At 63.3% G+C, this 26,085-nt stretch carries 24 protein-coding genes; 16 read left to right on the forward strand and 8 right to left on the reverse strand.

Annotation, left to right across the window (positions count from 1 at the left end; all coding sequences use genetic code 11):
* Positions 1 to 17: 17 nt before the first annotated feature.
* The gene (locus tag NLY36_RS08545; RefSeq protein ID WP_023695822.1) at positions 18 to 152 is read right to left on the reverse strand and encodes a hypothetical protein; all 135 of its coding nucleotides are present in this window, start codon (positions 150 to 152) and stop codon (positions 18 to 20) included.
* A 127-nt stretch (positions 153 to 279) separates the two neighbouring features.
* Here NLY36_RS08545 and NLY36_RS08550 point away from each other — a divergent pair, with 127 nt between their 5' ends.
* The 3 genes from NLY36_RS08550 (at position 280) to NLY36_RS08560 (ending at position 4,717) form a co-directional block, all read left to right on the forward strand.
* Positions 280 to 1,584, forward strand: a complete 1,305-nt coding sequence (locus NLY36_RS08550) for a DUF6638 family protein (RefSeq protein ID WP_023734987.1) — start codon at positions 280 to 282, stop codon at positions 1,582 to 1,584.
* 16 nt (positions 1,585 to 1,600) lie between these two features.
* Entirely contained in the window at positions 1,601 to 2,725 is a 1,125-nt protein-coding gene (locus NLY36_RS08555; protein ID WP_023686165.1) for a DUF2333 family protein, read from the forward strand.
* A gap of 312 nt (positions 2,726 to 3,037) precedes the next feature.
* Positions 3,038 to 4,717, forward strand: coding sequence for a formate--tetrahydrofolate ligase (locus tag NLY36_RS08560; protein WP_023695824.1), 1,680 nt, complete (start codon positions 3,038 to 3,040; stop codon positions 4,715 to 4,717).
* A gap of 61 nt (positions 4,718 to 4,778) precedes the next feature.
* On the opposite strand, the gene NLY36_RS08565 is transcribed toward NLY36_RS08560, so the two are convergent.
* Together NLY36_RS08565 and NLY36_RS08570 are read right to left on the reverse strand one after the other, a co-directional pair.
* Entirely contained in the window at positions 4,779 to 6,095 is a 1,317-nt protein-coding gene (locus NLY36_RS08565) for a hypothetical protein (protein WP_023691612.1), read from the reverse strand.
* Between the two features lie 521 nt (positions 6,096 to 6,616).
* A complete protein-coding gene (locus NLY36_RS08570) occupies positions 6,617 to 7,255 on the reverse strand; it encodes an isochorismatase family protein (RefSeq protein WP_023686167.1) in 639 nt (212 codons plus the stop codon).
* Positions 7,256 to 7,378: 123 nt separating this feature from the next.
* Here NLY36_RS08570 and NLY36_RS08575 point away from each other — a divergent pair, with 123 nt between their 5' ends.
* The gene (locus tag NLY36_RS08575) at positions 7,379 to 8,374 is read left to right on the forward strand and encodes a helix-turn-helix domain-containing protein (RefSeq protein WP_023695825.1); all 996 of its coding nucleotides are present in this window, start codon (positions 7,379 to 7,381) and stop codon (positions 8,372 to 8,374) included.
* A 15-nt stretch (positions 8,375 to 8,389) separates the two neighbouring features.
* Here the strand turns inward: NLY36_RS08575 and NLY36_RS08580 are convergent, their stop codons facing one another.
* Positions 8,390 to 8,947 (reverse strand): sugar O-acetyltransferase, encoded by a 558-nt coding sequence (locus NLY36_RS08580; RefSeq protein WP_023695826.1) that lies wholly within the window; start codon positions 8,945 to 8,947, stop codon positions 8,390 to 8,392.
* 154 nt (positions 8,948 to 9,101) lie between these two features.
* On the opposite strand from NLY36_RS08580, the gene NLY36_RS08585 reads away from it, so the two are divergent.
* The 4 genes from NLY36_RS08585 (at position 9,102) to NLY36_RS08600 (ending at position 13,392) form a co-directional block, all read left to right on the forward strand.
* Entirely contained in the window at positions 9,102 to 9,563 is a 462-nt protein-coding gene (locus tag NLY36_RS08585) for a membrane protein (protein WP_023695827.1), read from the forward strand.
* Positions 9,560 to 10,951 (forward strand): FAD-containing oxidoreductase, encoded by a 1,392-nt coding sequence (locus tag NLY36_RS08590; protein WP_023695828.1) that lies wholly within the window; start codon positions 9,560 to 9,562, stop codon positions 10,949 to 10,951. The genes NLY36_RS08585 and NLY36_RS08590 overlap by 4 nt, the downstream gene beginning before the upstream one ends.
* 115 nt (positions 10,952 to 11,066) lie before the next feature.
* Entirely contained in the window at positions 11,067 to 12,245 is a 1,179-nt protein-coding gene (locus NLY36_RS08595; protein WP_023695829.1) for an MFS transporter, read from the forward strand.
* Positions 12,246 to 12,336: 91 nt separating this feature from the next.
* Positions 12,337 to 13,392 (forward strand): succinylglutamate desuccinylase/aspartoacylase family protein, encoded by a 1,056-nt coding sequence (locus tag NLY36_RS08600; protein ID WP_023695830.1) that lies wholly within the window; start codon positions 12,337 to 12,339, stop codon positions 13,390 to 13,392.
* 1 nt (position 13,393) lies between these two features.
* Here the strand turns inward: NLY36_RS08600 and NLY36_RS08605 are convergent, their stop codons facing one another.
* On the reverse strand, positions 13,394 to 14,164 hold the full coding sequence (locus NLY36_RS08605) for an isocitrate lyase/PEP mutase family protein (RefSeq protein ID WP_023695831.1): 771 nt from the start codon (positions 14,162 to 14,164) through the stop codon (positions 13,394 to 13,396).
* 320 nt (positions 14,165 to 14,484) lie between these two features.
* On the opposite strand from NLY36_RS08605, the gene NLY36_RS08610 reads away from it, so the two are divergent.
* Together NLY36_RS08610 and NLY36_RS08615 are read left to right on the forward strand one after the other, a co-directional pair.
* Entirely contained in the window at positions 14,485 to 16,674 is a 2,190-nt protein-coding gene (locus NLY36_RS08610) for an anthranilate synthase (RefSeq protein WP_023695832.1), read from the forward strand.
* A gap of 23 nt (positions 16,675 to 16,697) precedes the next feature.
* Positions 16,698 to 17,627 (forward strand): cation diffusion facilitator family transporter, encoded by a 930-nt coding sequence (locus NLY36_RS08615; RefSeq protein WP_196813681.1) that lies wholly within the window; start codon positions 16,698 to 16,700, stop codon positions 17,625 to 17,627.
* A 259-nt stretch (positions 17,628 to 17,886) separates the two neighbouring features.
* Here NLY36_RS08615 and NLY36_RS08620 read toward each other — a convergent pair whose 3' ends face one another.
* Together NLY36_RS08620 and NLY36_RS08625 are read right to left on the reverse strand one after the other, a co-directional pair.
* Positions 17,887 to 18,591, reverse strand: a complete 705-nt coding sequence (locus NLY36_RS08620; RefSeq protein WP_023695833.1) for a DUF4272 domain-containing protein — start codon at positions 18,589 to 18,591, stop codon at positions 17,887 to 17,889.
* A 28-nt stretch (positions 18,592 to 18,619) separates the two neighbouring features.
* Entirely contained in the window at positions 18,620 to 19,708 is a 1,089-nt protein-coding gene (locus NLY36_RS08625) for a hypothetical protein (RefSeq protein ID WP_023734988.1), read from the reverse strand.
* Between the two features lie 100 nt (positions 19,709 to 19,808).
* Here NLY36_RS08625 and NLY36_RS08630 point away from each other — a divergent pair, with 100 nt between their 5' ends.
* The 5 genes from NLY36_RS08630 (at position 19,809) to NLY36_RS08650 (ending at position 23,445) form a co-directional block, all read left to right on the forward strand.
* The gene (locus tag NLY36_RS08630; protein WP_023686179.1) at positions 19,809 to 20,237 is read left to right on the forward strand and encodes a DsrE family protein; all 429 of its coding nucleotides are present in this window, start codon (positions 19,809 to 19,811) and stop codon (positions 20,235 to 20,237) included.
* A gap of 73 nt (positions 20,238 to 20,310) precedes the next feature.
* Positions 20,311 to 21,090: an SDR family NAD(P)-dependent oxidoreductase gene (locus NLY36_RS08635; RefSeq protein ID WP_023686180.1), complete on the forward strand. Its 780-nt coding sequence runs from the start codon at positions 20,311 to 20,313 to the stop codon at positions 21,088 to 21,090.
* A gap of 79 nt (positions 21,091 to 21,169) precedes the next feature.
* Positions 21,170 to 21,478, forward strand: a complete 309-nt coding sequence (locus NLY36_RS08640) for a putative quinol monooxygenase (RefSeq protein ID WP_023691624.1) — start codon at positions 21,170 to 21,172, stop codon at positions 21,476 to 21,478.
* 80 nt (positions 21,479 to 21,558) lie between these two features.
* Positions 21,559 to 22,647 (forward strand): AbrB family transcriptional regulator, encoded by a 1,089-nt coding sequence (locus tag NLY36_RS08645; protein WP_023691625.1) that lies wholly within the window; start codon positions 21,559 to 21,561, stop codon positions 22,645 to 22,647.
* 45 nt (positions 22,648 to 22,692) lie between these two features.
* Positions 22,693 to 23,445, forward strand: coding sequence for an SDR family NAD(P)-dependent oxidoreductase (locus NLY36_RS08650; RefSeq protein ID WP_023734989.1), 753 nt, complete (start codon positions 22,693 to 22,695; stop codon positions 23,443 to 23,445).
* 56 nt (positions 23,446 to 23,501) lie between these two features.
* Here the strand turns inward: NLY36_RS08650 and NLY36_RS08655 are convergent, their stop codons facing one another.
* Positions 23,502 to 24,398 carry a LysR family transcriptional regulator gene (locus NLY36_RS08655; protein WP_023695836.1) on the reverse strand — a complete coding sequence of 299 codons (897 nt, stop codon included), beginning with the start codon at positions 24,396 to 24,398 and terminating at the stop codon, positions 23,502 to 23,504.
* A 146-nt stretch (positions 24,399 to 24,544) separates the two neighbouring features.
* On the opposite strand from NLY36_RS08655, the gene NLY36_RS08660 reads away from it, so the two are divergent.
* Positions 24,545 to 26,080 carry an MFS transporter gene (locus tag NLY36_RS08660; RefSeq protein WP_023695837.1) on the forward strand — a complete coding sequence of 512 codons (1,536 nt, stop codon included), beginning with the start codon at positions 24,545 to 24,547 and terminating at the stop codon, positions 26,078 to 26,080.
* The last annotated feature ends 5 nt before the right edge of the window (positions 26,081 to 26,085 follow it).

A 26,085-nucleotide genomic window follows, 5' to 3' on the forward strand; every position in this document is an offset into this window, starting at 1 on the left:
CCCCCTCTCCCCGTCCTTCACGGGGCGAGGGCAAGGGTGAGGGGCGGCGCATGCGTGGACCAGAGATCGCTACGACCATGGCAGCTATCGAACAGCGCCTCGATCGGCACATCCGGACCAATGATCTTCGATTTATTGCCGCCAAAGGCCATGGGGAGACATGTCCTTGAATGCTAGCGCTGCCCCTCACCCTTGCCCTCTCCCCGTGCAGAACGGGGAGAGGGAGGCGTCAGCGTTGGCGCTTCGCCACAACAGGCAACGCCACTCGGAACGTTCTGCATGAGCCACGCCAAAAAGCCCGACCTTCTCCGCGACAATGAGCTGATCTACGGCCGCTTGCTCACCGTCGACGAGCCGCACCTCATCCAGCGTTACAACAAGGCGCTTGTCGCCTTCGGCCTCAAACCGACCAAGCTGAAGAGCTTCCAGATCGACCGCACCGGCTTCTCGCCCGAAGTGGCCGAGGAATGCGGCGATTACGATTATCTCGACCCCAACGAGGTCAACCGCCGCTTCATCATCCTGACGCCGTCGCAGATCGATCTGCCGGTGGTGCACACCGCCTTTTCCAACACCTCGCAGCTGATGTTCGAGTTCATGTCCAAGAACCAGCGCGCCATCGATGCGCTGACGATCAAGGATGTCATCTACGGGGAGATCGAGGATTCCGTTCCCCTGGTCAACGACATCGAGGATCTGCTGTCGATCAGCCAGGTCGAGTTCAGGGTGCTTTCGGCCGAGGACGTGCTGGGCAAGGCCGCCGAACTCGGCAAGCTGGTCGACCGGCTGAAGCAGGAGCCCGATGCCTGGCGCGACAACACCATGCTGAGCCGTATGGTGGAGCTGGCGAAGGTCTGCGGCGATATCCGTGAGAATGCGCTGGTGCCCGACCAGGTGATCTTCCGCCACAACGCCTACTGGACCAGCCATTTCGGCGGCGTCTACGTCTTCGTCGATCCTGATATGACCACCGTCATCGGCGACCCGGCCGCCCCCGGCTTTCGCCGTTCGCGGCCCTGGCAGATCAGCTATCTCTCGATCAACGATGCCGACAAGGTGTTCAAGTTCCTGGCCAGCACCGGCCGCATCGAACTGCCCCGTGCGTCATGGGTCGAAAGCTCGGGCTATCTCGAGCATCGCGCCGAGATGGTGGTGCGCGCTCTCATCCGCGACACAGAGCCGAACCGCAATTTGACCGAGGTCGACAAGGTCTGGCTGCAGACCTGGATCCATGGCCATGCCGATCTGATCACCAAGGACGGCAATTTCCCCTTTCTCAACGCCGCCAAGCGTGAGATCGCCCAGCTCGGCCATCTCAAGATCGAGGATGTGTTTCCGCAACAGCGCTTCCTGGTCGTGCGTGGCAAGCCCGACCATCCCGACGCCTGGCTGACCAACCAGCTGATCTCGGATTTCGTGCCGCAGGACTTCGTCTCGCGTTACGTCTTCAACAAGCCGGGCTTCTACAAGGACTATGACGGCTACAGCGACGCCTGGCGGTCGCATGTTGTGGACGTTCTGAAAACCACATATTTGAAAGACAAAGTGGCGTTTCGCACGCGCCTTTACGGCCTGACTGACTGAGGGGTGAACGAGAGCCATGCTTGATCCGATCGTGAATTTCTTCACCCGCATCTTCCAATGGATAGGCCGCGGCATCGGCCTCGTCATCGGCGCGATCCTGTGGCCGTTCCTCTGGGCTGGGCGCTGGTATACGCAGCGCGGCTGGATCCTGAAGGCTGTGGTCGGCCTCGCGCTTCTGGTGTTGATCGGCCTCTACGCCAATTTCTTCTACGCCACCCAGTGGTGGAACAAGTTCGATCCCAACTACGTCGACAAATACACCTTCGAGAACCGCAACATTTCCGCCGGCGAACAGGTTGCCGCCGGCGCCGGCACCGACACCGCCAAGACCTGCGGCAATTCGGGCATCGCCCAGGTGGCGGCCGACCTGACGGACTTCAACGTCAACCAGAATGCCTGGATCTCGTCGATGATCCTCTACAAACTCGGCCTGTTCGGCATCGACTGGGACAACACGCCGTTCATGGACAACAAGGCCTCGTTCCAGCGCGGCATCAACCAGGCGGTGCGGCGCACCGCCACCGAGCTTGCCGACAATCTCGGGCGTGTTCGCACCACATCGCAGATCGACGGCGACCTGCAGGATGCGCGCGGCAATCTGCAGTTCGACGAGGAGACCTGGTATTTCGGCCTCAACCCGTTCGGCCCCAAGACGCCGACGCCGAGCTATTATCGCGATGCCGTCACCAAGCTGCGCTCCTTCAACGCCCGCCTCGGCAGCTGCCAGGCGACGTTCGATGCCCGCGCCGACAATCTGAAGCAGTATATCGACCGCATCTCCTCCGACATCGGTTCCACCTCCGCGATCCTCAAGGAGCGCGCCGAAAACCACAACAATGGTTGGTTCGACTTCCGCGCCGATGACCGCTTCTGGTTCGCCTATGGCCAGCTCTATGCCTATTACGGCCTGATGAAAGGCGCCCAGGCCGACTTCGAGGACGTCATCAAGGAAAAGCATCTCGGCAATCTGTGGGACACGATGGATGCGCAATTCGTCTCGGCGCTGCGCATCCAGCCCTTCATCATCGCCAATGGCCGCGAGGATGGCTGGATCATGCCGACGCACCTGACGACGATGGGTTTCTACGTGCTTCGCGTGCGCTCCAACATGGTCGAGATCAGCAACGTCCTGACTCAGTAGCGTTCACAGCTTTCCCGGCGAGCGATGGCGAATTTGCGCCGTCGCCTCTGTCGCATTCCGTGCATTGGGCGGCTGTTTTGAGACGGCGGAACGTCGCGTCCTCTGGCTTCTATACGGCGCGGCAACGGAGCCAGGAAGAACCTGCGACAGGTCGGCCGGCCGCGGAGACACTTTCTTCATAGGAAACATAGTTGCATGCAAGTTGACGCCGCGGGAGCGACAGGGTTAGAACATGCCCGCGCCCGGGTTCAACATGCCTGCGAGTGAGATCAAACCCGTCCCCTCCACCGTCCAATCCGAAGGAAAGCCGTCATGGCCGAAGTGAAGTCCGACATCGAGATCGCGCGCGGCGCCAAGAAAAAGCAGATCCAGGAGATCGGCCAGAAGATCGGCATCCCGACCGAGCACCTTTTGCCCTACGGCCACGACAAGGCGAAGATTTCGGCCGAATTCATCAAATCGGTGAAGGCCAACAAGGACGGCAAGCTGATCCTCGTCACCGCCATCAACCCGACGCCGGCCGGCGAAGGCAAGACGACGACCACCGTCGGCCTTGGTGACGGTCTGAACCGCATCGGCAAGAAGGCGATCGTCTGCATCCGGGAGGCTTCGCTCGGCCCGAATTTCGGCGTCAAGGGTGGTGCCGCCGGCGGCGGCTACGCGCAGGTCGTGCCGATGGAGGACATGAACCTCCACTTCACCGGCGACTTCCACGCCATCACCACGGCGCACAATCTTCTGTCGGCGCTGATCGACAACCACATCTACTGGGGCAATGAGCTCGGCATCGACACCCGCCGCGTCGCCTGGCGCCGCGTCATGGACATGAACGACCGGGCGCTGCGCGAAATCATCTGCTCGCTCGGCGGCGTCGCCAACGGTTATCCGCGCGAGGCAGGCTTCGACATCACCGTCGCCTCTGAAGTGATGGCTATCCTGTGCCTGTCCACCGACCTCAAGGATCTGGAAAAGCGCCTCGGCGACATCATCGTCGCCTACCGCCGCGACAAGACGCCGGTCTATGCCCGCGACCTCAAGGCCGACGGCGCCATGGCGGTGCTGCTGAAGGACGCCATGCAGCCAAACCTGGTGCAGACGCTGGAGAACAACCCTGCCTTCGTGCATGGCGGCCCGTTCGCCAACATCGCGCATGGCTGCAACTCGGTGGTCGCCACCACCACGGCGCTGAAGCTCGCCGACTACGTCGTCACCGAAGCCGGCTTCGGCGCCGACCTCGGAGCCGAAAAATTCTTCGACATCAAGTGCCGCAAGGCGGGTTTGAAGCCGGCGGCTGCCGTCATCGTCGCCACCGTGCGCGCCATGAAGATGAATGGCGGCGTCAAGAAGGAAGACCTCGGCAAGGAAAACATCGAGGCAGTCAAGAAGGGCTGCCTCAATCTGGGCCGCCACATCGAGAATGTGAAACAGTTCGGCGTGCCTGCGATCGTGGCGATCAATCATTTCACCACCGATACCGAGGTGGAAATCCAGGCGATGAAGGATTTCGTCGCCTCGCTCGGCGCCGAGGCGATCCTGTGCAAGCATTGGGCCAATGGCTCTGCCGGCATTGAGGAGTTGGCGCGCAAGGTCGTCGAGATCGCCGAATCCGGCGCCTCGCAGTTCGCGCCGCTCTATCCCGACGCAATGCCGCTGTTCGAGAAGATCAACACCATCGTCCAGCGCATCTATCGCGGCGACGAGGCGATCGCCGACAAGTCGGTGCGCGACCAGCTGCATGCCTGGGAGCAGGCCGGCTACGGGCACCTGCCGGTCTGCATGGCCAAGACCCAATATTCCTTCTCGACCGACCCGAACCTGCGCGGCGCGCCGACCGGGCACACCGTGCCGGTGCGCGAGGTCAGGCTTTCGGCGGGCGCCGGCTTCGTCGTCGTCATCTGCGGCGAGGTCATGACCATGCCCGGCCTGCCCAAGGCGCCGTCCTCGGAAAAAATCTTCCTCAACGAGGCCGGCCAGATCGAAGGCCTGTTCTGAGATTTGTCTCGACAACCAAGGGCGCCGCAGCCATGCGGCGCCCTTTTGCTTGCCGGGCTTCTCACGCCACTGTCGAGGACCCGAACTTCTTGATCCCGGCGACCGACATGCTGACGAACTGGTCGAGAATGGTGAAGAAGATATCCAGACTGAACCCAAACAGGAAGGAGAAGGTGAAGAGGCTGAAGCCTATTCCCGAAGCCTCCTCTCCAAGCTTGGTGCCCGGTGCTACAAACCAGGCAAGCACCATGCCGGCCAGCGCCCCCAGTGCGATCCTGTGGATCAGCCGCGACAGCGGTGGATTGGGCAGCAGCGGATTGAGGATCATCCGCATGTGAAACATGATGGCTCCGAGCGCGCCGTAGAAGGCTGGGAGTATCCACAAGGCATATGGGCTGAGAACCTCGTCCAGCGTCTTTATCTGCGCGGTCAGCGTGTAGATCGAGTTCGGCGCGATCGTGATCACTCCGTCGCACTGCAGGCTGCGCGTTGCCTCGTCGAAATCGGCATTCACGTCCGTCACTTTTTCCGAAGACGTACCTTCAAGATTGTTCGGGTTTTTCTTTTCGGTGTTTATCTGCGCGCAATAGGCATCCGGCTGATTGGGGAGCTCCTTGAGCTTGTCTGGAGGCGTGGATTTACTCACCCCCAGCGGCTGGTCACAGAACTGGTCTATGGCACCTTGCTGGGAATACTGAGCCTGGCCCGCCGCTACGCCATCTGCCGTGGAGGTTGAATAAAATTTGCAGTACATCCATTGCATTCCCCAGATCGGGAATTGCGCGTCCTCAGTCATGAACCCTTGCGCTCTTCTCACCAGGGAGGAAAAGCGCTGGTCGAGAGCGTGAAGGCTATCTTCCGAATTGTAATAGGCGTCCTTCAGAAGCGTCAGATCCGTGGTCGAAGCCTGCTCGGACGATGCCGAGCTCAGTTGTTTCTTCGTCGCCCAAACCTGGCGTATCGCCTGTCCGAACCGTGCGCTGAAATCATTGTTGTCGATTTCTATGAGTTCGGAGTTTATCGCGACTCCCTTGTTGTAAATGTACGTCAATCTTCCGGTTACAACCATGAAAAGCACGGAAAGAGCCACGAGAAAGTACGTCGCCAGCGCGGTCTTGCGCGACATGTCACCGGGCGACCAGCCCGATCGCAGTGCCGCCAGGGTGGCAAATGGCACGGTGCCGGAACAATCGTTGAAAACCGTCTGAAGATTGACGACCTCAGGCTGGCTGGCCGTCGCATCGTCGAGCTTTTCGGCATTGCCGATGGCCGCAAACAGGGAACTGTCCTTGAACACACCGTAGCGGCCGTAGTTGGCGACCAGCTTGGCGTCCGCGATGAGTCCAGAAACGAGAGGGTCGGCCGGTGTCGTCGTCATCGTGAAATCCCCCCGCCTGACGACTACCCTAGATAGCCCGGCACATAGCCGTATTGCGACGGGCACCCGCACGGATATCCGGGCGGGCCGGGCGGCTGCGCCCAGCACCAGAAGGATTGAGTGAAGCAGATCGTCCCCGGCGCGTGCGAAGGGACCTGGGCGAAAGCGGGCCATGGCAAGAGTGCCGCGGCACCAGCCAAGGCGAGAACGACTGTAGTTCGTGCAATTCGCGCTTTCACTTGTTTCTCCCGGGGAAGTCTACCCCGTCCCACCCCTTGATCCAGATATACCGTTCCTCGGAGAGAGGCCTTCGTCTGTGAAAGACTTCACTCTGTTCTCCAGTTCCCCATCCTGAGATAGAGCCCGATCTGAGTTTCTTGCGTTTAGCCGGCTCATCATCCCGAAAGTGAATGGGCCCAGCCGAAAAGACTTCCAAACGAGGCCACGCCCCGGTGTTCGTGATCAGGAACGCCAAGGGGCGCCGCAGACTGCGGCGCCCCTGTTCCTTCTCGGCAATTTGCCTATGCAGCGTTGCGCGCCAGCGCGCGCTGGTTGGACGCATAGGGCGTGTCGCGTTCGGGCAAAGCACCGGTCTTCAGGCAATCGATCCATTCGGCGGTCTTGAGCACGGCCGCAAAGCGCGACTGCAGGATGATGGACACCACGCGGTGGATCTCCTCGGCCGAGGCGTAGCCGGCGCTGTTGGCGTAAGGCAGCGAACCGGTGGCGTCGGACAGGAACTCGACCGCAAAGCCGACATGCGCGGCGTGGATGATGCTCGACAGGTCGCAATTATGCGTCATGTAGCCGATCACCGTTATCGTATCGATGGTATTGGCGCGCAGCCACGCCTCGAGGTCGGTGCCGGCAAAGGCGCTAGGCAGTGACTTCTCGACATAGTGGTCGCGGCTTCGCCGGGCGATCTCGGGATGCAGTTCGCCGCCATGGCTGCCCTTGGCGAAGACTGGCGAGGTCTCGGGCGCCATCTGCTTGACGACCACCACCTTCACGCCGGCCGCAGCGGCGGCATCCATAGCGCGCGCGACATTGACGACGCTGTCGCGGAACGGCGGACACTGGATGGCGAGGTTGCCGCCATCATAATCATTCTGGACATCGATAACGATGAGTGCGCGGCGCGGCGTGATATTGGCGGACATGGTGTTCTCCTTCGAGCTTGAATGGGACAGGAAATAGGCGAATCGCCCGACTGCCAAAAGTGGCCCGATTGACATCAGTCGAAAGAATTGGGACAATCCGCTTTTCGCTTGCTGGAAACACGCATGGCCGACCCGATCATTGCCGTTCTCGCCTTTGACGGCATCAGCCCGTTCCACCTCTCCGTGCCGTGCGTGGTGTTCGGCACCGACCGCACCAAGCTTGGCCTGCCGCGTTTCGACTTTCGCGTCTGCGCGCTCGACGATGGAGCGATCCACACCGATGCCGGGCTGACCATCGCGGTGCCGTATGGCCTTTCCGCATTCGACGATGCCGACATCGTCATCGTTCCGAGCTGGAAGGATCTCGAGGCCCCACTTCCGCCGCCGCTCCTGGCAGCGCTCACCCACGCGCACCGGCGCGGTGCGCTGATCGTCGGCCTCTGTCTCGGCACCTTCGCCATTGCCGCCGCCGGGCTGCTTGCGGGCCGGCGTGCGACGACACATTGGGCCTCCACCGACCGGTTGCAGGCATTGTACCCGGACATCGAAGTCGACGCCGACGTGCTCTATGTCGACGACGGCGACATCGTCACCTCGGCCGGCGTCGCCGCCGGGCTCGACTGCTGCCTGCACATTGTGCGCGCGCGCTATGGCGCAGAGGTAGCGCTGCGGCTGGCAAGGCACATTGTACTGTCGCCGCACCGGCAGGGTGGGCAGGCGCAGTTCATCGAGCGCCCGCTGGCGAAAACCCCGGCCACCGACCGCTTCACCCTGGCGCTGGACACGGTGCGGGCAACGCTCGGACAAACGCACAACCTCGACCGCGTCGCGGAGGCCGCGGGCCTGACTCGGCGCACTTTCACCCGCCGTTTCCAGAAATCGATCGGCACCAGCTTTGGCGAATGGTTGGCCGGCCAACGCACCGAACTGGCGCAACGGCTGCTGGAGGCGACGGAAAAATCGATGGACATGGTGGCCTTCGAAGCCGGCTTCGGCAGCGCCACCTCGCTGCGCCAGCATTTCGCCGCACGGCTCAAGACGTCACCGGCCCAATACCGGCGTGAATTCTCGCGGCGAGCCGGTCCGGACGAGCGCATGGCACGTACGGCTTCATACTGACCGCCCACGACGAGTTCAGCCCCGCTTGACCGCCCGCGCCGGATTGCCGACCACTGTGGTGTTGTCAGGCACGTCGCGCGTCACCACCGCGCCGGCGCCGACTATGGCGCCATCGCCGATGCTGATGCCGCCGAGGATGATGGCGCTGCCGCCGATCCAGGCGTCATTGCCAATGGTGACCGGCCGGGCAATCTCCAGTCCCGCCTGACGGCCCGCGGCCTCCTTGTGGTGCTCGGCGCAGTAGATCTGCACATTGGGGCCGAGAAGCGTCCGCCTGCCGATACGCACCGGCGCGGTGTCGAGGATGGTGCAGCCGGCATTGAGGAAGGCGCCGTCGCCGAGATGGATGTTGAAACCGTAGGCGCAGTGGAACGGCGCCTCAATGCGGCCGCCCTCGCCCGTGCTGCCGAGCAGCACCGACAGCGCCGGACCGATATTGCCGCGTTGCTGGGGCGGTAGCGTATTATGCTCGAACACCGCATCGCGCGCGATCACCCGCAGCGCCTCTAGTTCGTCGTCGATGCAGGTGTACCATTCGCCTGCAATCATCCTTGTGCGTTCGCTATCGGCCATCACAGCGACTCCGTCCCTTCGTCGTGTTCGACTGTTTACCAAAGTACAATGCTCACTGATGGAAGAAGCACCAGTGCCGACTCTGGTCAAACGTTGGACCTATGCTAGCTTGCCCTCGTGGGCCAGTCCCGGGCCTGCTTTCGAGGGGATCGACATGCTCTATTTGCTTGCACTTCTGATCGGCGTCATTGCCGGTCTTCGCGCCATGACCGCGCCGGCCGCGATCGCCTGGGGCGCGTATCTCGGCTGGCTGCCGGTGGCCGGCACCTGGGCAAGTTTCATGGGCCATTGGGCCGCCGTCGGTATCTTCACCATCCTCGCCATCGTCGAACTGGTCACCGACCAGCTGCCCTCGACGCCGAGCCGCAAGGTGCCGCAGCAATTCGGCGCCCGCATCCTGCTTGGCGCCTTCAGCGGCGCGGTGATCGGCGCCACCGCCGGTTCCACCATTGGCGGCCTGATTGCCGGCGCCATCGGCGCCGTCATCGGCACCTATGGCGGCGCCGAAGCGCGCGGCCGGTTGGCCGCCGCCTTCGGCAAGGATTTGCCTGCCGCCCTCATCGAGGACGCGGTGGCGATCATCGGCGGCCTGCTGATCGTGGCGGCGGTGGTATGACTGCCCAAGCCTCAGACGCCAAGACATACGACGCCATCATCATCGGCGCCGGACAGGCCGGCCCTCCTCTCGCCGGCCGGCTGACGTCAGCCGGCATGAGCGTGGCGCTGATCGAGCGCAAGCTGGTCGGCGGCACCTGCGTCAACACCGGCTGCACGCCGACGAAGACCATGGTCGCCAGCGCCTATGCCGCGCATCTGGCGCGGCGTGCCGCGGACTATGGCGTGACGTTCTCAGGCCCTGTCGGCGTGGACTACAAGAGGATCAAGGCGCGCAAGGACAAGGTCACCAATGACTCCCGCACCAATCTGGAGACCTGGATCGCCGGCATGAAGGGCTGCACGCTCTATCGCGGCCATGCCCGCTTCGAATCCGCCAACACGGTGCGCGTCGGCGACGAGCTTCTGACTGCCGAAAAGATCTTCCTCAACACCGGCGGCCGCGCCTCGGTGCCCGACCTGCCCGGCGTCAACGACGTCGACTACCTCACCAACTCCTCAATGATGGACCTCGAAATTCTGCCGCGCCACCTCGTCATCGTCGGCGGCAGCTACATCTCTCTTGAATTCGCGCAGATGTTTCGCCGCTTCGGCTCTGAAGTCACCGTCATCGAGAAGAGTTCGCGCCTGACCGGCCGCGAGGACGAGGACGTGTCGGCGGCCATCCTATCGATCCTCGAAAACGAAGCCATAGAAGTCCATGTCGGCGCCGACGACATCCGCTTTGCCAGACAGGGCAAGGACATCGCCGTGACCTTCTCATCCGGCAAGCCGCCGGCGGTCGGCTCGCATGTGCTTCTGGCACTCGGCCGCACCCCCAACACCGACGACCTCGGCCTCGACAAGGCCGGCATCACGGTCGATCTGCGCGGCTTCGTCACCGTCGACGACCAGTTGCGCACCAGCGTGCCCGGCATCTGGGCGATGGGCGACTGCAACGGCAAGGGCGCCTTCACCCACACCTCCTACAACGACTATGAGATCGTCGCCGCCAATCTGCTCGACGACGATCCGCGCAAGGTCAGCGACCGCATCGAGGCCTATGCGCTCTACATCGATCCGCCGCTCGGCCGCTGCGGCATGACCGAGGCGGCGGTGAAGAAATCCGGGCGCAAGGCGCTGGTCGGCCAGCGACCAATGACCCGCGTCGGCCGCGCCATCGAAAAGGGCGAGACGCAAGGTTTCATGAAGATCCTGGTCGATGCCGACACCAGGGAAATCCTCGGCTGCTCCGTGCTCGGCCCCGGCGGCGACGAGGCAGTGCACTGCGTGCTCGAGCTGATGTACGCCAAGGCGTCGGTCGATACGCTGGCGCGCGCCGTGCATATCCACCCCAACGTCTCGGAGCTGTTGCCAACCATCGCCCAGGAGCTGAAGCCGCTCGCCTGACATAGACCCGCGTCAAGCTCAGCGCTTTCTGCATTGGTGCGTTGCAGCAATGTGCATTGCGCGCGGCAAGGCTTCTCGTTCAGTCTGAATTGAACCGATTCAGTCTGGATTTTCCATGCCTTTGCCGATCCTTGCGCTTGCCATTGCGTCCTTCTGCATTGGCACCACCGAATTCGTCATCATGGGCCTGTTGCCGGAGGTTGCGGCCGATCTCGGCGTGTCGATCCCCTCGGCCGGCCTGCTGGTCACCGGCTATGCGCTGGGCGTCGTCTTCGGCGCACCCATCGTCGCCATGGCCACCGCGCATCTGCCGCGCAAGCCAGTGTTGGTCGCGCTGACGGCGATGTTCGTCGTCGGCAATCTGCTCTGCGCCATTGCGCCCAATTACTGGCTCCTGATGGCCGCGCGCGTCTTCACCGCGTTCGGTCATGGCGCCTTTTTCGGCATCGGTTCCGTCGTTGCCGCCAGCCTGGTGCCGCGCAACAAGCGCGCCAGCGCCATGGCGATGATGTTCGCGGGATTGACGCTCTCCAACATTCTCGGCGTTCCTGCCGGCACCGCGCTTGGCGAAGCCTTCGGCTGGCGCTCCACCTTCTTTGCCGTCGTCGGCATCGGCCTGATCTCTGTTGCCGCCATCGCCTGGCTGGTGCCATCCAATGTGGTCGAACCGAGCGGCGGCGGCCTGCGCAGCGAACTGCGCGTGCTGGGCAAGCTGCAGGTCTGGCTCGCCATGCTGATCGCCTCGCTGGCCTCGGCCAGCCTGTTTGCCGTCTTCACCTACATCAAGCCCTACCTTACCGATGTCTCCGGCCTGTCGACCTCCGCGGTCACCTGGGTCCTGCTGCTGTTCGGCGCCGGCATGACCATAGGCAACATCATCGGCGGCCGGCTGGCCGACTGGAAATTGATGCCGACGGTCATCGGCACGCTGCTTTTGATGGCAGTTCTGTTTGTCGGCTTCATGCAGTACGGCGCGATCGCCAGCGTCGCCATCGGCATCGTCTTCTTGTGGGGACTGCTGATCTTCGTCGTCGTGCCGCCGCTGCAGATCCGCGTCGTCGAAGCGGCTTCGGAAGGGCCGAACCTCGCCGCCACGCTCAACCAGGGCGCATTCAATGTCGGCAATGCCAGCGGCGCCTGGATCGGCGGCGTGGCTCTGTCGGCCGGCGTTTCCTATGCTCATTTGCCGCTGGTCGGCGCGGTGCTGGCCCTGCTGGCGGTCAGCGTAGCCGTTGTCTCGCAGGCGCTCGAAGGATCGGCGCCGATAACGCCGGTTCCGGCCGCCGCCGAATAATTCCATTGCGCCCATGGCGGCGCGAACTGGACCAATCGACAGCCCTTCGGCAAAAGTGCATGTGTTCTGCCTCTTATCCTGGAGGCATCCCATGCAGAAATCGATCGAACGCATCGCCGGCGATACCGAAGGCGTTTCCTACGAATTCCCGGTGTTCCGCTTCGCCGGCGCCGACAAGGCAGCACCTTCGGCCTATCTGCAGGCAGCACTCCACGCCGGTGAATTGCCTGGTGTCGTCGCCATCGACGCGCTGATGCCGGCGCTGAACAAGGCCGAAGCGGAAGGCCGCATCAAGGGCAGCATCACGGTCGTGCCCTGGGCCAATCCGATCGGCCGCGCGCAATATCATTTCGGCGAGCACCAGGGCCGCTTTCATCTCGGCACCCGCAACAATTTCAACCGCGGCTTTCCGTTGCTCGCAGCACCGGACGCCAAGCTTTTGCCCGACACCACGCTTGGCACCCCCGACCAGCGATTGAAGACCCGTCTGGTGCAGCTGTCGCTCGGCCACGACATCGTGCTCGACCTGCATTGCGATGACGAGGGCCTTGCCTATCTCTACGTCCACGCCAGCCTGTGGCCGGCGATGGCCGATTGCGCCGCCGCCATGGGTATCGACGCCGTGGTGTTGTGGAGCGAGGACACCGACGGCACCTTCGAGGGCGCCACGATCATGCCCTACCAGAACGTCCCCGCCAACGTGGCGAAGCTCGACCGCCGCGTTGCCACCACGGTAGAATACCGTGGCATGCTGGATGTCGACGGCGCGCTGGCAAGTTCCGATGCCGAAGGCCTTTACCGGCTGCTGGCGGCGCGCGGCGTCATCGCCGATACCGCCCTTCCCGCACCCGGCGCGTTCAAGGGCCTCGTCGCGCCGCTGGAGAACATCGACATGATGCCGGCGCCCCGGGCCGGCGCCATCCTCTACGACGTCAAGCCCGGCGACCGCGTCGCCAAGGGCGCGCGCCTCGCCACCATCGTCCACACACCGGGCGAGGCCGGCGGCCGCACCGAAGTGCTGGCGCCGCAGGACGGCGTCATCCTGACCCGCCGCTCGCGCCGCATCATCCGCGCCGGCGAGGATCTCTTGAAGCTGGTCGGCGACAAGAAGAGCGCCGACGCGAGGTCAGGCACGCTGGAGGACTGAGCTAACCCGAAATCGCCAGCCGCGCCTTGGCCTCCAGCCATTCGGCCATCTGCCGGTACGGCACCGGGCCGTGGCTCACACGGGCGACACCAAGCTCGGCCAGGCGCTGGCGCGGCGGCACATGCGCCAGCGCGATGATGTTGACCGGCAGCACGGTGGCCTTGCACAGCGCCTCGATCAGACCCTCGTCGCCGAGCCCCGGCGCAAAGAAGCCGCTCGCTCCTGCCTTTTCATAAGCGTGCGCCCGCTCGATGGCCTGGTCGAGCAGCACGCTGTCATGCACATCCGGCTTGGCCTTGAGGAAAATGTCGGTACGGGCGTTGATAAAGGCGGGAATGCCGGAAGCCTTCACCGCCGCCGCTGCCGCCTCGATGCGCTTCACCTGTATGGCGATGTCGTGCAGACCGGCGCCGCCGACGATCTGGTCCTCGAAATTGAAACCGATGGCGCCGGCCTGCAGGGCACGTGTCACCGTCTGGGCGACAGTCACCGGCTCGACGCCGTAGCCGCCTTCGAGGTCCATGGTCACCGGCAGGTCGACTGCCGCCACGATGCGCTTGATGTTGTCCAGCGCCAGCTCCAGCGGAATTTTCTCGCCATCGGCATAACCAAAAGCAGCCGCGACCGGCCAGCTTCCGGTGGCGATCGCCTTGGCGCCCGCCTTCTCGACGATCTTGGCCGAGCCCGGATCCCAGGCATTGTAGAGAACGATCGGGTTGCCCCTGACGTGGAGCGCATGGAACCTGCGTGCGCGCTCGATCTGCTCGGTCATTGCTGTCTTCCCGTCTTTCCGATGTTGGACGAACAGTCTAGGCAGGACCCCAAGCCTTGGCGATGTGCCATGGGCTGCGGAAGCGGCGGCCACAAACAGGCCTTTCAAACCTGTTGCGCATCCGGCTTTTCGCCGCTATGGATTTCGCCCATGAACATGCGCTCGATCAAGACCATTTGGTGGTGGGCTCGCTGACAGCGGCCTGTTCGAACGCGTGCGCGTGAAAATAGAGGGTGGCCGCAACGGAATGTCCGGGCGGCCATTTGTTTTTTCAAAGCCAGTCCCGGGTCCGTTGCCCAACAAGCCATATGGAGACGGCAATGACGATCAAGGCTCTGGAAAACGGCGCGGAAAGCTTCGTGACCGCAGGTGGTGTCACCATCACCCGCGAACGCCACGACAAGCCTTACGCCGGTGCGATCGACGCTTATGTCGATGGCTTGAACTCGCGCCGTGGTGCGGTGTTTTCCTCGAATTACGAATATCCGGGCCGCTACACACGCTGGGATACGGCCATCATCGATCCGCCGCTGGTGATTTCCGCGCGTGGCCGCGCCATGCGCATCGAGGCGCTGAACGGCCGTGGCGAAGTGCTGCTGCCGGTGATCGGCAAGACGCTGGCCGGCATTACCGAGGTGACGATTGCTGAAACCTCGAAAAAGCTGATCCGCCTCGATGTCGCCAAGCCCGGCCGCGTCTTCACCGAGGAAGAGCGCAGCCGCGTCCCCTCTGTGTTTACTGTGCTGCGCGCCATCACCGCTTTGTTCAAGACCGATGAAGACGCCAATCTCGGCCTTTACGGCGCCTTCGGTTACGACCTCGCCTTCCAGTTCGATCCAGTCGACTACAAGCTCGAGCGCAAACAGAGCCAGCGCGATCTCGTGCTGTTCCTGCCTGACGAGATCCTGGTCGTCGACCATTATTCGACCAAGGCCTGGACCGACCGCTACGACTATTCCGGCGACGGTTTTTCAACCGAGGGGCTGCCGCGGGACGAAATTACCGAACCGTTCAAGACCGCCGACCGCATCCCGCCGCGCGGCGACCATGAGCCGGGCGAATATGCCAATCTGGTGCGCAAGGCGATGGACAGTTTCAAGCGCGGCGACCTGTTCGAGGTCGTGCCCGGGCAGATGTTCTACGAACGCTGCGAGACGCAGCCTTCCGAAATCTCGCGCAAGCTGAAGTCGATCAACCCGTCGCCCTATTCCTTCTTCATCAATCTCGGCGAAAACGAGTATCTGATCGGCGCCTCGCCCGAAATGTTCGTGCGCGTCAACGGCCGCCGCGTAGAGACCTGCCCGATCTCCGGCACCATCAAGCGCGGCGACGACGCCATTTCCGACAGCGAGCAGATCCTGAAGCTGCTCAATTCCAAGAAGGATGAATCCGAGCTGACCATGTGCTCGGACGTCGACCGCAACGACAAGTCCAGGGTCTGCGATCCGGGCTCGGTGCGCGTCATCGGCCGCCGCCAGATCGAGATGTATTCACGCCTGATCCACACCGTCGATCACATCGAAGGGCGCCTGCGCGAAGGCATGGATGCCTTCGACGCCTTCCTGTCGCATGCCTGGGCGGTCACCGTCACCGGTGCGCCGAAACTGTGGGCGATGCGCTTCATCGAGCAGAACGAAAAGAGCCCGCGTGCCTGGTATGGCGGCGCCATCGGCATGGTCAATTTCAACGGCGACATGAACACCGGCCTGACGCTCCGCACCATCCGCATCAAGGACGGCATTGCCGAGGTGCGAGCCGGCGCCACATTGCTCTTCGACAGCATCCCCGAGGAAGAAGAAGCCGAAACCGAACTGAAGGCATCCGCCATGCTCTCCGCCATTCGCGACGCCAAATTGGGCAATGCCGCAGGCGCCGAACGCACCACCGCGCGCGTCGGCGACGGCGTCAACATCCTGCTCGTCGACCACGAAGACTCCTTTGTCCACACACTGGCCAACTATTTCCGCCAGACCGGTGCCAATGTCTCGACCGTGCGTTCGCCGGTGCCGGAAGAAGTCTTCGAACGGCTGAAGCCCGATCTCGTCGTGCTGTCGCCCGGACCGGGCACGCCGAAGGATTTCGACTGCGCCGCGACCATCAAGAACGCCCGCGCCCGCGACCTGCCGATCTTCGGTGTCTGCCTTGGCCTGCAGGCGCTGGCCGAGGCCTATGGCGGCGAACTCAGGCAGTTGCACGTGCCGATGCACGGCAAGCCGTCGCGCATCCGCGTCTCCAAGCCCGGAATCATCTTCTCCGGCCTGCCCAAGGAAGTGACCGTCGGCCGCTACCACTCGATCTTTGCCGATCCGGTGCGGCTGCCCGACGATTTCATCGTCACCGCCGAGACCGAGGATGGCATCATCATGGCCTTCGAACACCGCAAGGAGCCGATCGCCGCCGTTCAGTTCCATCCGGAATCGATCATGACGCTCGGCCACAATGCCGGCATGCGCATCATCGAAAACATCGTTGCGCATCTGCCGCGCAAGGCCAAGGAAAAGGCCGCTTAGAAACGATGGCGGCGACGGACAACATGGCGGCGATCGCAGCGAAGGCAGCGGCCAGGCAAAGGATCGCCAGCCTTGCCTTCTGGTCGATTGTCATCGCCTGCGTGGTGCTCGCGCTCAAGCTTGCCGCATGGTACGTCACCGGCTCCGTTGCGCTCTATTCGGATGCGCTGGAGTCGATCGTCAACGTCATAGCCTCGGCCGCCGCCTATTGGGCGGTCCTGGTCAGCTACAAGCCGGCCGACCAGGACCATCCGTTCGGCCACCACAAGGCCGAGTATTTTTCGGCGGTGCTGGAAGGCGTGCTGATCGTGCTCGCCGCGCTTTTGATCCTCAACGAGGTCTGGCGCTCCTGGCAGACGCCGACCCCGCTCGAACAACCCTGGGAGGGCCTGGCGATCAACGGCGTCGCCACCGTCATCAACGCCTTCTGGGCCTGGACGCTGATCCGCGCCGGGCGCAGCGCAAAATCACCGGCGCTGGTCGCCGACGGCCGGCACATCATGACCGACGTCGTGACCTCGGTCGGCGTCTTCGGCGGCCTCGTCGGCGCTATCCTGACCGGTTGGCAGATCCTTGATCCGGCGCTTGCCGTCATCGTAGCGCTCAACATCCTGTGGCAGGGCTGGCACGTCATCGGCTCGTCGATGAACGGGCTGATGGACCGCGCAGTGGACACGACCGAACACATGCACATTCGCGACATCATCTCGGCCAATTGCAAGGGCGCGCTGGAGGTTCATGACCTCAAGACCCGCATCGCCGGCCGCGCCACCTTCATCGAGTTCCACCTGGTCGTCGACGCCGACATGACGGTCGGCGCCAGCCACGTCATTTGCGACCGCATCGAGGACGCGCTGAAGGCCGAAATCCCCTCGGTGCGCGTCACCATCCATGTCGAGCCCGACGACGAGGCGAAGCTGCCGAAAGGCACCACTGCTGTGCCGTTTGCTTGAGGAAAAACTCAGGGCATCATCCTCGGGCGAGGATCTGCCGACCTCGCCGGATCGATTGCGCCATTACCGCCATGTGGGGTAGCCCGCCAATGGCTACATCCAGGCGTTGATTGCCTCCAAATCGGGCAGCGCCTGCTGCTCAAGCGCGCGCCAGCTCGGCCTCGGCAAAAGCGTAGTCAGGCGAACCGTCTAAGTTCGTCAAATCCAAACTCGGCAAGCGAAGTCCGATCCAAGGTAGCACCCGCTTGCGATCGGCTCATCATGTGTCGGTCGAGATGTTATCCCATTCCTGCCCCATATACCCAATCAGCCAATTGAGCGCGTAATGACGTTCGACAACCACGTCTCGTTCCAATCCTGCCGGCGCGGCTTTCCCATTCACCCGCGCATCCATCACAGCCCAATTGTACCGATAGATCAGATCGGCAGCATCGAGAAGCTCGCTTTGCGGGCGCAAATTGGCCCGCTTGAGCAGCCCTTCCGTGTCGAGGTCACGCAACACCGAAACCATACGCGACACATCGCAAGGCTTGTCTGGACGCCCAAGGTTTTTGAAGACTTGCAACGCCCACAACATTACGAAAGCCCCTTCATAGCGCCAGCTAAAATTTGCGCGATCTTGCTCGGTTGCAACGGGGTTACCGACAAACGCTTGCTCTTTGGGCGTAAAAAACCCTTCGGCTCCAAACTGGCTGATCAAGTTGCTTAAAAGATTTCGATCATTGGTCTCCGCTGTGACGGCCAAGATCACCAGTGCGATGGCGCGTTTAACCACCTCGTCCTTCGTTCGTCGCCGACTTTCGGCTTCGGTTTCGATCGTCGGCAAATGGTCGATGAACGGCACGCCCTCCTTCTTCAACTGTGCTGTTGAGGCCGCCTTGCGAGCCTCAGCCTCGCCTTCAGCGTTGGCGGAACCGATGAAAGCCAAGGAAGTCAGAAAACCAAGAAAGCTGCGACGCATCATATTCATTTCCAAATGGCTGCTAAAGTGACTAAGGCGCACACGCCGACTGCGGCATGGCCTCCAACCGGTAAACCTTGTCGTCCGACTTCGTCTTGCCATCCGCCGTCTTCGAGCACAAATCGACGATCGCCAGGCTGCTGTTGGGATTGGCGAGCATCATGGTGCCGTTGGCGCCGCGCTTGAGGAAGATTTCCTTTTGCGCGATATCGCAGGAAAAGTTGCTCATCTTCGAACTGGCCGCGCAGCGCCATTGATCCGCTTCACCCTGGCAGGAATAGGTCTGCGTGACCTTCGTCCCGTTCTTCCTGGTGGTCACCGAAACGGCGACATCGGAGCCGTCGGGCCAGTTGGCGACATCGCCTGAGGCAAAGGAGGCGAGTTCGACCGGCCCGCGGAAGACCCGGATCGACTGCGTCACCTGGTCGGGATGCGAGGAGAGATGCGCGGCATCGTAGTCTCGCCCGAAACAGAAAGGCTGGTCCGGCTTCAGTCGCTCGCGCAAGGGAGCCCCAAGCGCCGGATCGATCGGGTCGATCTTGGCGAATTCAGCCTGGCAGGTTGCGGCCGGCATCGGGTCGAGGCGGTAATTATTGTCCTCCGAGCCCAGAGCCTGCTGGTCATATTCGGCTTCGCCCAGTTCGTCTTCCGATCCGGCGTCGAGATAGAGATCGGACGAGACGTCGGTGAGGATCAGGCGGCCTTTGTCATCGAGCTTCAGCGACGCCATGGTGCGGTCGCAGTCCATGCCGCAGCGGATCGGACCTGACTTGCCGTCCTCGGACTCGTGATTGCACCAGCCGCCGGCCCATTGCGGCGCCTTGGCGCCGCGCACCACGGTGGTGAGAAAACCGTTGTAGGAGGTGTCGGCGTTTGCCATCGGCTCCTCGTTCGGATGGCTCACCGGATCATGGCCATAGAGGAAGAAGATCCGCGCCACCTTCTGCTTCGGATGCGCCTTGAGGTGCGCCGCATCATAGACGCGGCCGAAACACGCATCGGCGCCATTCGGGCTGAGTTCGGGTAATTTAAGCGCATCGCCGGCAAAACCCGCAAACGCGCCGAGCAGCACGGCGCCAAATCCAGCGCTGGCAACAACCTTCCACTTCCTGAACGCCATGTGACCCCCTCCTCGCATCGACAGGACGTAACGTGAATTTATGCTAGTATCATGGCCGCAGCCACGCAATTTGCGGGGAGCGCCAAGCCGAGAGGATGCCATGCGTCGACGCGACATGTTCCGGGCCAGCCTTGCCGGTGCCGCCGGCCTGTTCGGGCTGAGCCGGGCCGCCGCCGCTGAAGACAGACCGAAGGTCGCCTATCACCTCAGCGACCTCGATAAGGTCAACTTCGTGCTCGGCAACATCAAGAACCACTATGAAGGCACCGGCGGCAATGTCGACATCGTGTTGGTCGTGCATGGTCCGGCCCTCGCCGGCTTCAAGTCGAAAGGCATATCGGCGGCGATCTCGGGACGCTTTGCCGGCCTTGTCCAGCAGGGCCTTGAGCCGCATGCCTGCGGCAACACCATGCAAGGCATGGAGATCACGCTTGCCGACCTGCTCGAGGGCTTCCACGCCGCCGACAAGGGCGGCGTCGTCAAGCTCGCCGAACTGCAGCGCCAGGGCTACGCCTATCTCCGGCCCTGAGCCGCCACGGGCTTGAACGTGAAGGCCATGAGAGCCTACGAAGGGTGGCCAAACAGCCCGAAGGAAAGTGCTCATGACCGCGACCACCCTCGTCATCCCCGATCTTGCCGGCAAGGCGGTGCTGGTCACCGGCGCTTCGACCGGCATCGGTGCCGCCCTTGCACTGGCCTACGCCGCCCAGAAATGCCGGGTCGCCCTGCACTACAATTCGAGCCGGGAGGCCGCAGAAACGCTGGCCAAAAACATCCGCGACAGCGGCGGTGAGGTGTTCCTGACACAGGGCGACTTCTCACAGGCAGCCGATGTCGAGCGGGTAGTCGAGGAGAGCGCCGAAACATTCGGGCGGCTCGACGGGCTGATCAACAATGCCGGCGGCATGCTCGGCCGCGTGCCCTATGCGGAGCAGACCGAGGCGCACTACGACGCGGTGATGGACCTCAACGCCCGCTCGGTGCTGACGGCCTCGCGCAAGGCGATGCCATGGCTGAAGAAGCAGGGCGGCTTCATCGTCAACACCTCGTCGATCGCGGCGCGCAATGGCGCTGGCGGCGGCGCCGGGCTGTACGGTTCGGCCAAGGCCTTTGTCTCCAATGTGACGCGCGGCATGGCCAAGGAACTGATCGGCTTCGGCATCCGCGTCAACGCGGTGGCGCCGGGCACCATCGCGACACCCTTCCATGAGCGCTATTCCACCGACGAGCAGATGAAGGGCATGGTCGCCACCATTCCTCAAGGGCGTGCCGGCACGGCCGAAGACTGTGTCGGCGCCTATCTCTTCCTGTCCTCCGATCTCCTGAGTGGTTACATCACCGGCCAGGTGATCGAGGTGAACGGTGGCCAGTTGATGCCGTGAGCCGGCAATTGCATACTGCGTCTCGCAACCATGCATGTCGTGCGCACGTTTGCTGAGGTTGGAAGAAAGGGGAGAGGCAATGTACGGATTGATCGGAAAGATGCGGGCGGCGCGCGGCCAGCGCGACGCGATCATGGATGTGCTGCTCGCCTCGACCGGCGCCATGCCGGGTTGCCTGAGTTATGTCATCGCCCGCGACCCGGCCGATGCCGACGCGATCTGGGTGACCGAAGTGTGGACCGACGCCGCAAGCCACAAGGCTTCGCTGCAGCTGCCGGAGGTCCAGGCAGCGATCGCCAAGGCCCGGCCGATCATCGCCGGCTTCGAATTCCAGGTCGAGACCCATCCGGCCGGCGGTTTCGGCCTGCCCGCCATCAAGAACGAGTGACATCCCAACGCGGGGTCGGGGTCGTGAATTTCGTCCGAGACAGCGTTCGCATTTTTCTCTTCCAGGTCTAAGACCCAAACATGGACTCTTCGCCAGACCAACCGGCCGTCGAACGCATGGCGCGCATGCGTCCGGTTCGGCAGTGGCTGGTGCTGCTGATCGTCTCGCTGCTGTTCGCCGGCGCGCTGGAATACGCCGCACTGCCGGCGGCGCTGCTGATCGGCCCGATGCTGGCGGCGATCCTTGCCGGCACCAATGGCGCCACGGTGCGCGTGCCGCGGCCGCTGTTCGCCGCCGCCCAGGCCTTGGTCGGCTGTCTGGTCGCGGCGTCGATCTCCACGGACATTTTTTCGGTGTTCTACAAGGAATGGCCGCTGGTCCTTGTCGTGGTGCTGGCGACCCTTGCGGCGTCCAGCCTGCTTGGCTGGTTGATCAGCCGCTGGCGCATCCTGCCCGGCACCACCGCGGTCTGGGGCTCGTCGCCGGGGGCTGCCACTGCCATGGTGCTGATGGCCGGTGCCTTCGGCGCCGATCAGCGCCTCGTCGCCTTCATGCAGTATCTGCGCGTCATCTTCGTCTCGATGACGGCGGCGCTCGTCGCCAAGATGTGGGTCGACACGTCGGGCATCGAGGTACCAGCCATCGTCTGGTTCCCGCTGATCGAACCGGCAGCCTTTGCCGCCACGCTCGGCGTGGCGCTGGTCGGCGGCCTGCTTGGCCGGTTGTGCCGGCTGCCGTCACCCTTCTTCCTCGGCACTTTCATCTTTGGCACCATAGTCCATCTCGGCTTCGGCGCGGCGATGCAATTGCCGCCATGGCTGCTGGCGCTCTCCTATGCGATGGTCGGCTGGTCGATAGGGCTGAACTTTACCCGGGCGATCCTGCGCCATGCGACACGGGCGCTGCCGCAGATCGTCGGCTCTATCGTCGTGCTGATCGCCTTTTGCGGCGGGCTTGCCTGGCTGATCAGCCACGTCCTCGGCATCGATCCGCTGACCGCCTATCTCGCGACCAGCCCCGGCGGCATGGACAGCGTCGCCATCATTGCCGCCGCCGCGCAGAACGTCGACATATCCTTCGTCATGGCCTTGCAGTCGACCCGCTTCCTGGTCGTGCTCATCGCCGGGCCGAGCATAGCGCGGCTGGTGGCGAGAGCCGTCAGGGACTGAGATTCAAATATCCAGGGAAGAGGAAAAGTGCCCATGAAACGTCGTGTGAATGCCGTCGATCTCTCAGGCCGGGTCGCCGTGGTGACCGGCGGCGCGCAAGGCATCGGCCTTGCTGTCGCCCGGCGACTGCTGTCATCGGGCGCCAGCGTCGCCATCTGGGATGTGGACGAGACCGCCATGGCGAAGGCCGTTTCCGAACTCGCCCCGCTCGGCCGGGTCGAGGGTTTGCTGTGCGATCAATCGCTGATGGAGGCCGTCGACAGCGCCGCGACCGAAACCGAGCGCTCGCTTGGTCCGGTCGATCTGCTGGTAAACAATGCCGGCATCGCCGGACCGGCAGCGGCGGTGGCGGATTATGATCCTGCCGCCTGGCGCCAGATAATCGACATCGACCTCAACGGCGTCTTCTACTGCTGCAAGCGCCTGGTGCCCGGCATGATCGCGCGCAGCTACGGCCGCATCGTCAACATCGCCTCGGTCGCAGGCAAGGAAGGCAATCCGAATGCCGCCGCCTATTCCGCCGCCAAGGCCGGCGTGCTCGCGCTGACAAAATCGCTCGGTAAGGAACTGGCCGGCCACGACATCGCCGTCAACGCGCTGACCCCATCGCCCGCCCGCACCCGCATCCTCGAACAGCTCACTGAGGCCCAGGTCGCCTACATGCTGGGCAAGGTGCCGCGAGGCCGGTTCGTCGAAGTCGAAGAGGCGGCTGCGATGATCGCCTTCATGCTATCGGACGAAAATTCCTTCACCACCGGCGCGACCTTCGACCTGTCCGGCGGCCGCGCCACCTACTGAGAAGCAGAGCTATTCCTCGCTGTCTTCGTTATCGCCGTCGGCCGCGAAGGACTAATTCAAGAGCCGCTCAGCGTCGCGGCAAGCCGGTCGGGAAGGAAATCGACGAAGGCGCGAACCTTCGGCGACAAATGACGATTGGACGGCCACAACAACCGGAACTGGCCGCGGCCGTCGACATGGTCGTCCAGCACCGTGCGTAGCTGGCCGTCACGCAGCGCCTCGCGGACCAGGAAATCGGGCATCGAGCTGATGCCGAGCCCGGCCATCGTGGCGCCCTTCAGCGCCTCCGTGTTGTTGCAGGTCAGCATCGAGCGGACCTGCGGCTCGGCGCTGCCGCCGATGAACGGCCAGCCTTGCAGCTTGCCGCTGTTGGGAAAGCGGAAGCGGATGCCGTAATGGTTCACGAGATCGTCCGGGCGGCTCGGGTTGCCGTGCTGCTCGATATAGGAGGGTGCCGCACACAACAGCAGCCGGAAGGGTGCAAGCGGCCGCGCCACCAGGCGCGAATCCGGCAGGTCGCCGCTGCGGATCGCGATGTCGACGCCTTCGTCGATGAGGTCGACGATGCGGTCGTTAAAGTCGATGTCGAGTTCGATTTCGGGATAGCGCGCCATGAACTCCGACAGCACCGGGAACAGCAAATGATAGGTCACGATCGGCGTCGAAACGCGCAGCCGCCCATGCGGTGTTTCGCGGCTCCGCGACAGCATCGCCTCGGCATCGTCGATGTCGTCGAGGATGCGCCGCACCCGCTCGTTGAACAGCTTGCCCTCTTCGGTCAGGCCGATGCGGCGCGTGCTGCGCTGAAGCAACCTTACGCCGAGATCCTGCTCGAGCCTGGCGACGCTCTTGCCGACGGCCGATGCCGAGATTCCGAGCGTGCGGCCCGCAGCGATGAAGCTGCCGAACTCAGCCGTGCGGGCAAAGGCCAGGAGCCCATTGAGGCGTTCCATCGCATCTCTCCATTCGAGCGTTTCAGTCCGGTATATCTGGAGATTTAACACTATTTTTCTCGAAGTGTCGCGAGCCTATCTTCCCGTTACGACCGGCGCACCAAGCTTGCGGCAGGCCGGCGGATCCTGGTTCAGATAGGAAAATTATGACCCCGAAAACCACAAACGGCGCGGTCGCGCCATGGCTTGTCCTGTTGTCGGTATGCCTTGCCGCCATGACAATGCCCTTGACCTTCACCGGCCCGGCCGTCGCGCTTTCCCGCATTGCGGCCGACCTCGGCGGCAGCCCGATCGCGCTCAACTGGGTGACCAACGCCTTCATGCTGACCTTCGCCGCCACCTTGATGGCATCAGGCGCGCTGGCCGACAATCATGGCCGCAAGCGGCTCTTCCTTGTTGGCCTCGCCACCTATGTGCTGGCATCGCTGGGATCGATGTTTGCTCCTGATATCGTCTGGTTCGATGTGCTCAGGGCTGCGCAAGGGCTCGGCAGTGCCGCCGCCTTTGCCGGCGGCGCCTCCGCTCTTGCCCAGGAATTCGATGGGCCATTGCGGCTGCGCGCCTTCTCCTTCCTCGGCACCAGTTTCGGCATCGGCCTCGCTTTTGGGCCGATCGCGTCGGGCCTGCTCATAGATGCTTTCGGCTGGCGATCGATCTTCGTCTTGGTGGCAGTGCTCGCGATTGCAGCCGCTTTGCTCGGCCTGCGCACCATCAGGGAATCGCGCGATCCGGATGCGACCGGCCTCGACTGGGCGGGAGCCGGCACCTTTACGATCGCGCTGGCATCGCTGACCTACGGCGTGCTGCAAGCGCCGCAGAGCGGCTGGACCGATCCCCTGGTGATCGCGCTTCTCGTGGCGGCCGCCCTTTGCTTTGCCGCTTTCGTCGTCGTCGAGCGGCGCGTGCGCCGGCCGATGCTCGATCTCTCGCTGTTCCGCTTTCCCCGCTTCGTCGGCGTCCAGTTCCTGGCGGCCGCTCCCGCCTATGGCTTCGTCGTCCTGCTGGTGCTGTTGCCGATCCGCTTCATCGGCATCGAGGGGATGAGCGAGATCAAGGCGGGGCAGTTGATGATCTGCCTGTCGGGACCGCTGTTGATCCTGCCACTGCTCGCCGGCCAGGTAGCGCGCTGGATCGCTCCGGCAACGATCTGCGGTGTCGGCCTGCTTGTGGCCGCCGGCGGCCTTGTCTGGCTGAGCCTGATACCGCCTGTCGTCGCAGCGCTGGTGGCGCCGCTGATCCTCATCGGCGTCGGCATCGCCTTGCCCTGGGGGCTGATGGACGGACTTGCCGTCGGCGTCGTGCCGAAAGAGCGTGCCGGCATGGCGGTCGGCATCTTCAACACCACCCGCGTCGCTTGCGAAGGCGTGGCGCTGGCGATCGTCATGGCAGTCCTGTCGGGTTTCACGGCAGCCCAACTGGCGGCTCAGGGAACGGCGTCTTCCCTGGATGCAACCGCCGCCGCGCAGCTGCTGGTGACCGGCAACATCGGCGAAGCGGCAGCCCGCTTGCCGGGTGCCGGAGCCACGGTCCTGGTCCAGGCCTATGAGATCGCGTTCGACAGGCTGCTGATCGTGCTGGCGGCAATCACCATCGTCACCGCCCTTGTCGTCTTTCTCGGCTTGCGCCGTGGATGGGCGGTGGAACACGAGACCATTGCTCTGCCGGTTTGCCAGGAAGGGTAGCTGAG

The sequence above is a fragment of the Mesorhizobium sp. C399B genome (genome assembly GCF_030323185.1).
Classification (GTDB): Bacteria; Pseudomonadota; Alphaproteobacteria; order Rhizobiales; family Rhizobiaceae; genus Mesorhizobium.

Bases quoted from the DNA above. Each gene is read 5' to 3' on its own strand.
- NLY36_RS08630 (WP_023686179.1), top strand. From the start codon at position 19,809: ATGCGTCGACGCGACATGTTCCGGGCCAGCCTTGCCGGTGCCGCCGGC.
- NLY36_RS08560 (WP_023695824.1), top strand. From the start codon at position 3,038: ATGGCCGAAGTGAAGTCCGACATCGAGATCGCGCGCGGCGCCAAGAAA.
- NLY36_RS08640 (WP_023691624.1), top strand. From the start codon at position 21,170: ATGTACGGATTGATCGGAAAGATGCGGGCGGCGCGCGGCCAGCGCGAC.
- NLY36_RS08580 (WP_023695826.1), bottom strand. From the start codon at position 8,947: ATGGCCGATAGCGAACGCACAAGGATGATTGCAGGCGAATGGTACACC.
- NLY36_RS08545 (WP_023695822.1), bottom strand. From the start codon at position 152: ATGGCCTTTGGCGGCAATAAATCGAAGATCATTGGTCCGGATGTGCCG.
- NLY36_RS08645 (WP_023691625.1), top strand. From the start codon at position 21,559: ATGGACTCTTCGCCAGACCAACCGGCCGTCGAACGCATGGCGCGCATG.
- NLY36_RS08590 (WP_023695828.1), top strand. From the start codon at position 9,560: ATGACTGCCCAAGCCTCAGACGCCAAGACATACGACGCCATCATCATC.
- NLY36_RS08575 (WP_023695825.1), top strand. From the start codon at position 7,379: ATGGCCGACCCGATCATTGCCGTTCTCGCCTTTGACGGCATCAGCCCG.
- NLY36_RS08570 (WP_023686167.1), bottom strand. From the start codon at position 7,255: ATGTCCGCCAATATCACGCCGCGCCGCGCACTCATCGTTATCGATGTC.
- NLY36_RS08555 (WP_023686165.1), top strand. From the start codon at position 1,601: ATGCTTGATCCGATCGTGAATTTCTTCACCCGCATCTTCCAATGGATA.
- NLY36_RS08655 (WP_023695836.1), bottom strand. From the start codon at position 24,398: ATGGAACGCCTCAATGGGCTCCTGGCCTTTGCCCGCACGGCTGAGTTC.
- NLY36_RS08600 (WP_023695830.1), top strand. From the start codon at position 12,337: ATGCAGAAATCGATCGAACGCATCGCCGGCGATACCGAAGGCGTTTCC.
- NLY36_RS08595 (WP_023695829.1), top strand. From the start codon at position 11,067: ATGCCTTTGCCGATCCTTGCGCTTGCCATTGCGTCCTTCTGCATTGGC.
- NLY36_RS08660 (WP_023695837.1), top strand. From the start codon at position 24,545: ATGACCCCGAAAACCACAAACGGCGCGGTCGCGCCATGGCTTGTCCTG.
- NLY36_RS08550 (WP_023734987.1), top strand. From the start codon at position 280: ATGAGCCACGCCAAAAAGCCCGACCTTCTCCGCGACAATGAGCTGATC.
- NLY36_RS08610 (WP_023695832.1), top strand. From the start codon at position 14,485: ATGACGATCAAGGCTCTGGAAAACGGCGCGGAAAGCTTCGTGACCGCA.
- NLY36_RS08565 (WP_023691612.1), bottom strand. From the start codon at position 6,095: ATGACGACGACACCGGCCGACCCTCTCGTTTCTGGACTCATCGCGGAC.
- NLY36_RS08620 (WP_023695833.1), bottom strand. From the start codon at position 18,591: ATGATGCGTCGCAGCTTTCTTGGTTTTCTGACTTCCTTGGCTTTCATC.
- NLY36_RS08615 (WP_196813681.1), top strand. From the start codon at position 16,698: ATGGCGGCGATCGCAGCGAAGGCAGCGGCCAGGCAAAGGATCGCCAGC.
- NLY36_RS08635 (WP_023686180.1), top strand. From the start codon at position 20,311: ATGACCGCGACCACCCTCGTCATCCCCGATCTTGCCGGCAAGGCGGTG.
- NLY36_RS08585 (WP_023695827.1), top strand. From the start codon at position 9,102: ATGCTCTATTTGCTTGCACTTCTGATCGGCGTCATTGCCGGTCTTCGC.
- NLY36_RS08605 (WP_023695831.1), bottom strand. From the start codon at position 14,164: ATGACCGAGCAGATCGAGCGCGCACGCAGGTTCCATGCGCTCCACGTC.
- NLY36_RS08625 (WP_023734988.1), bottom strand. From the start codon at position 19,708: ATGGCGTTCAGGAAGTGGAAGGTTGTTGCCAGCGCTGGATTTGGCGCC.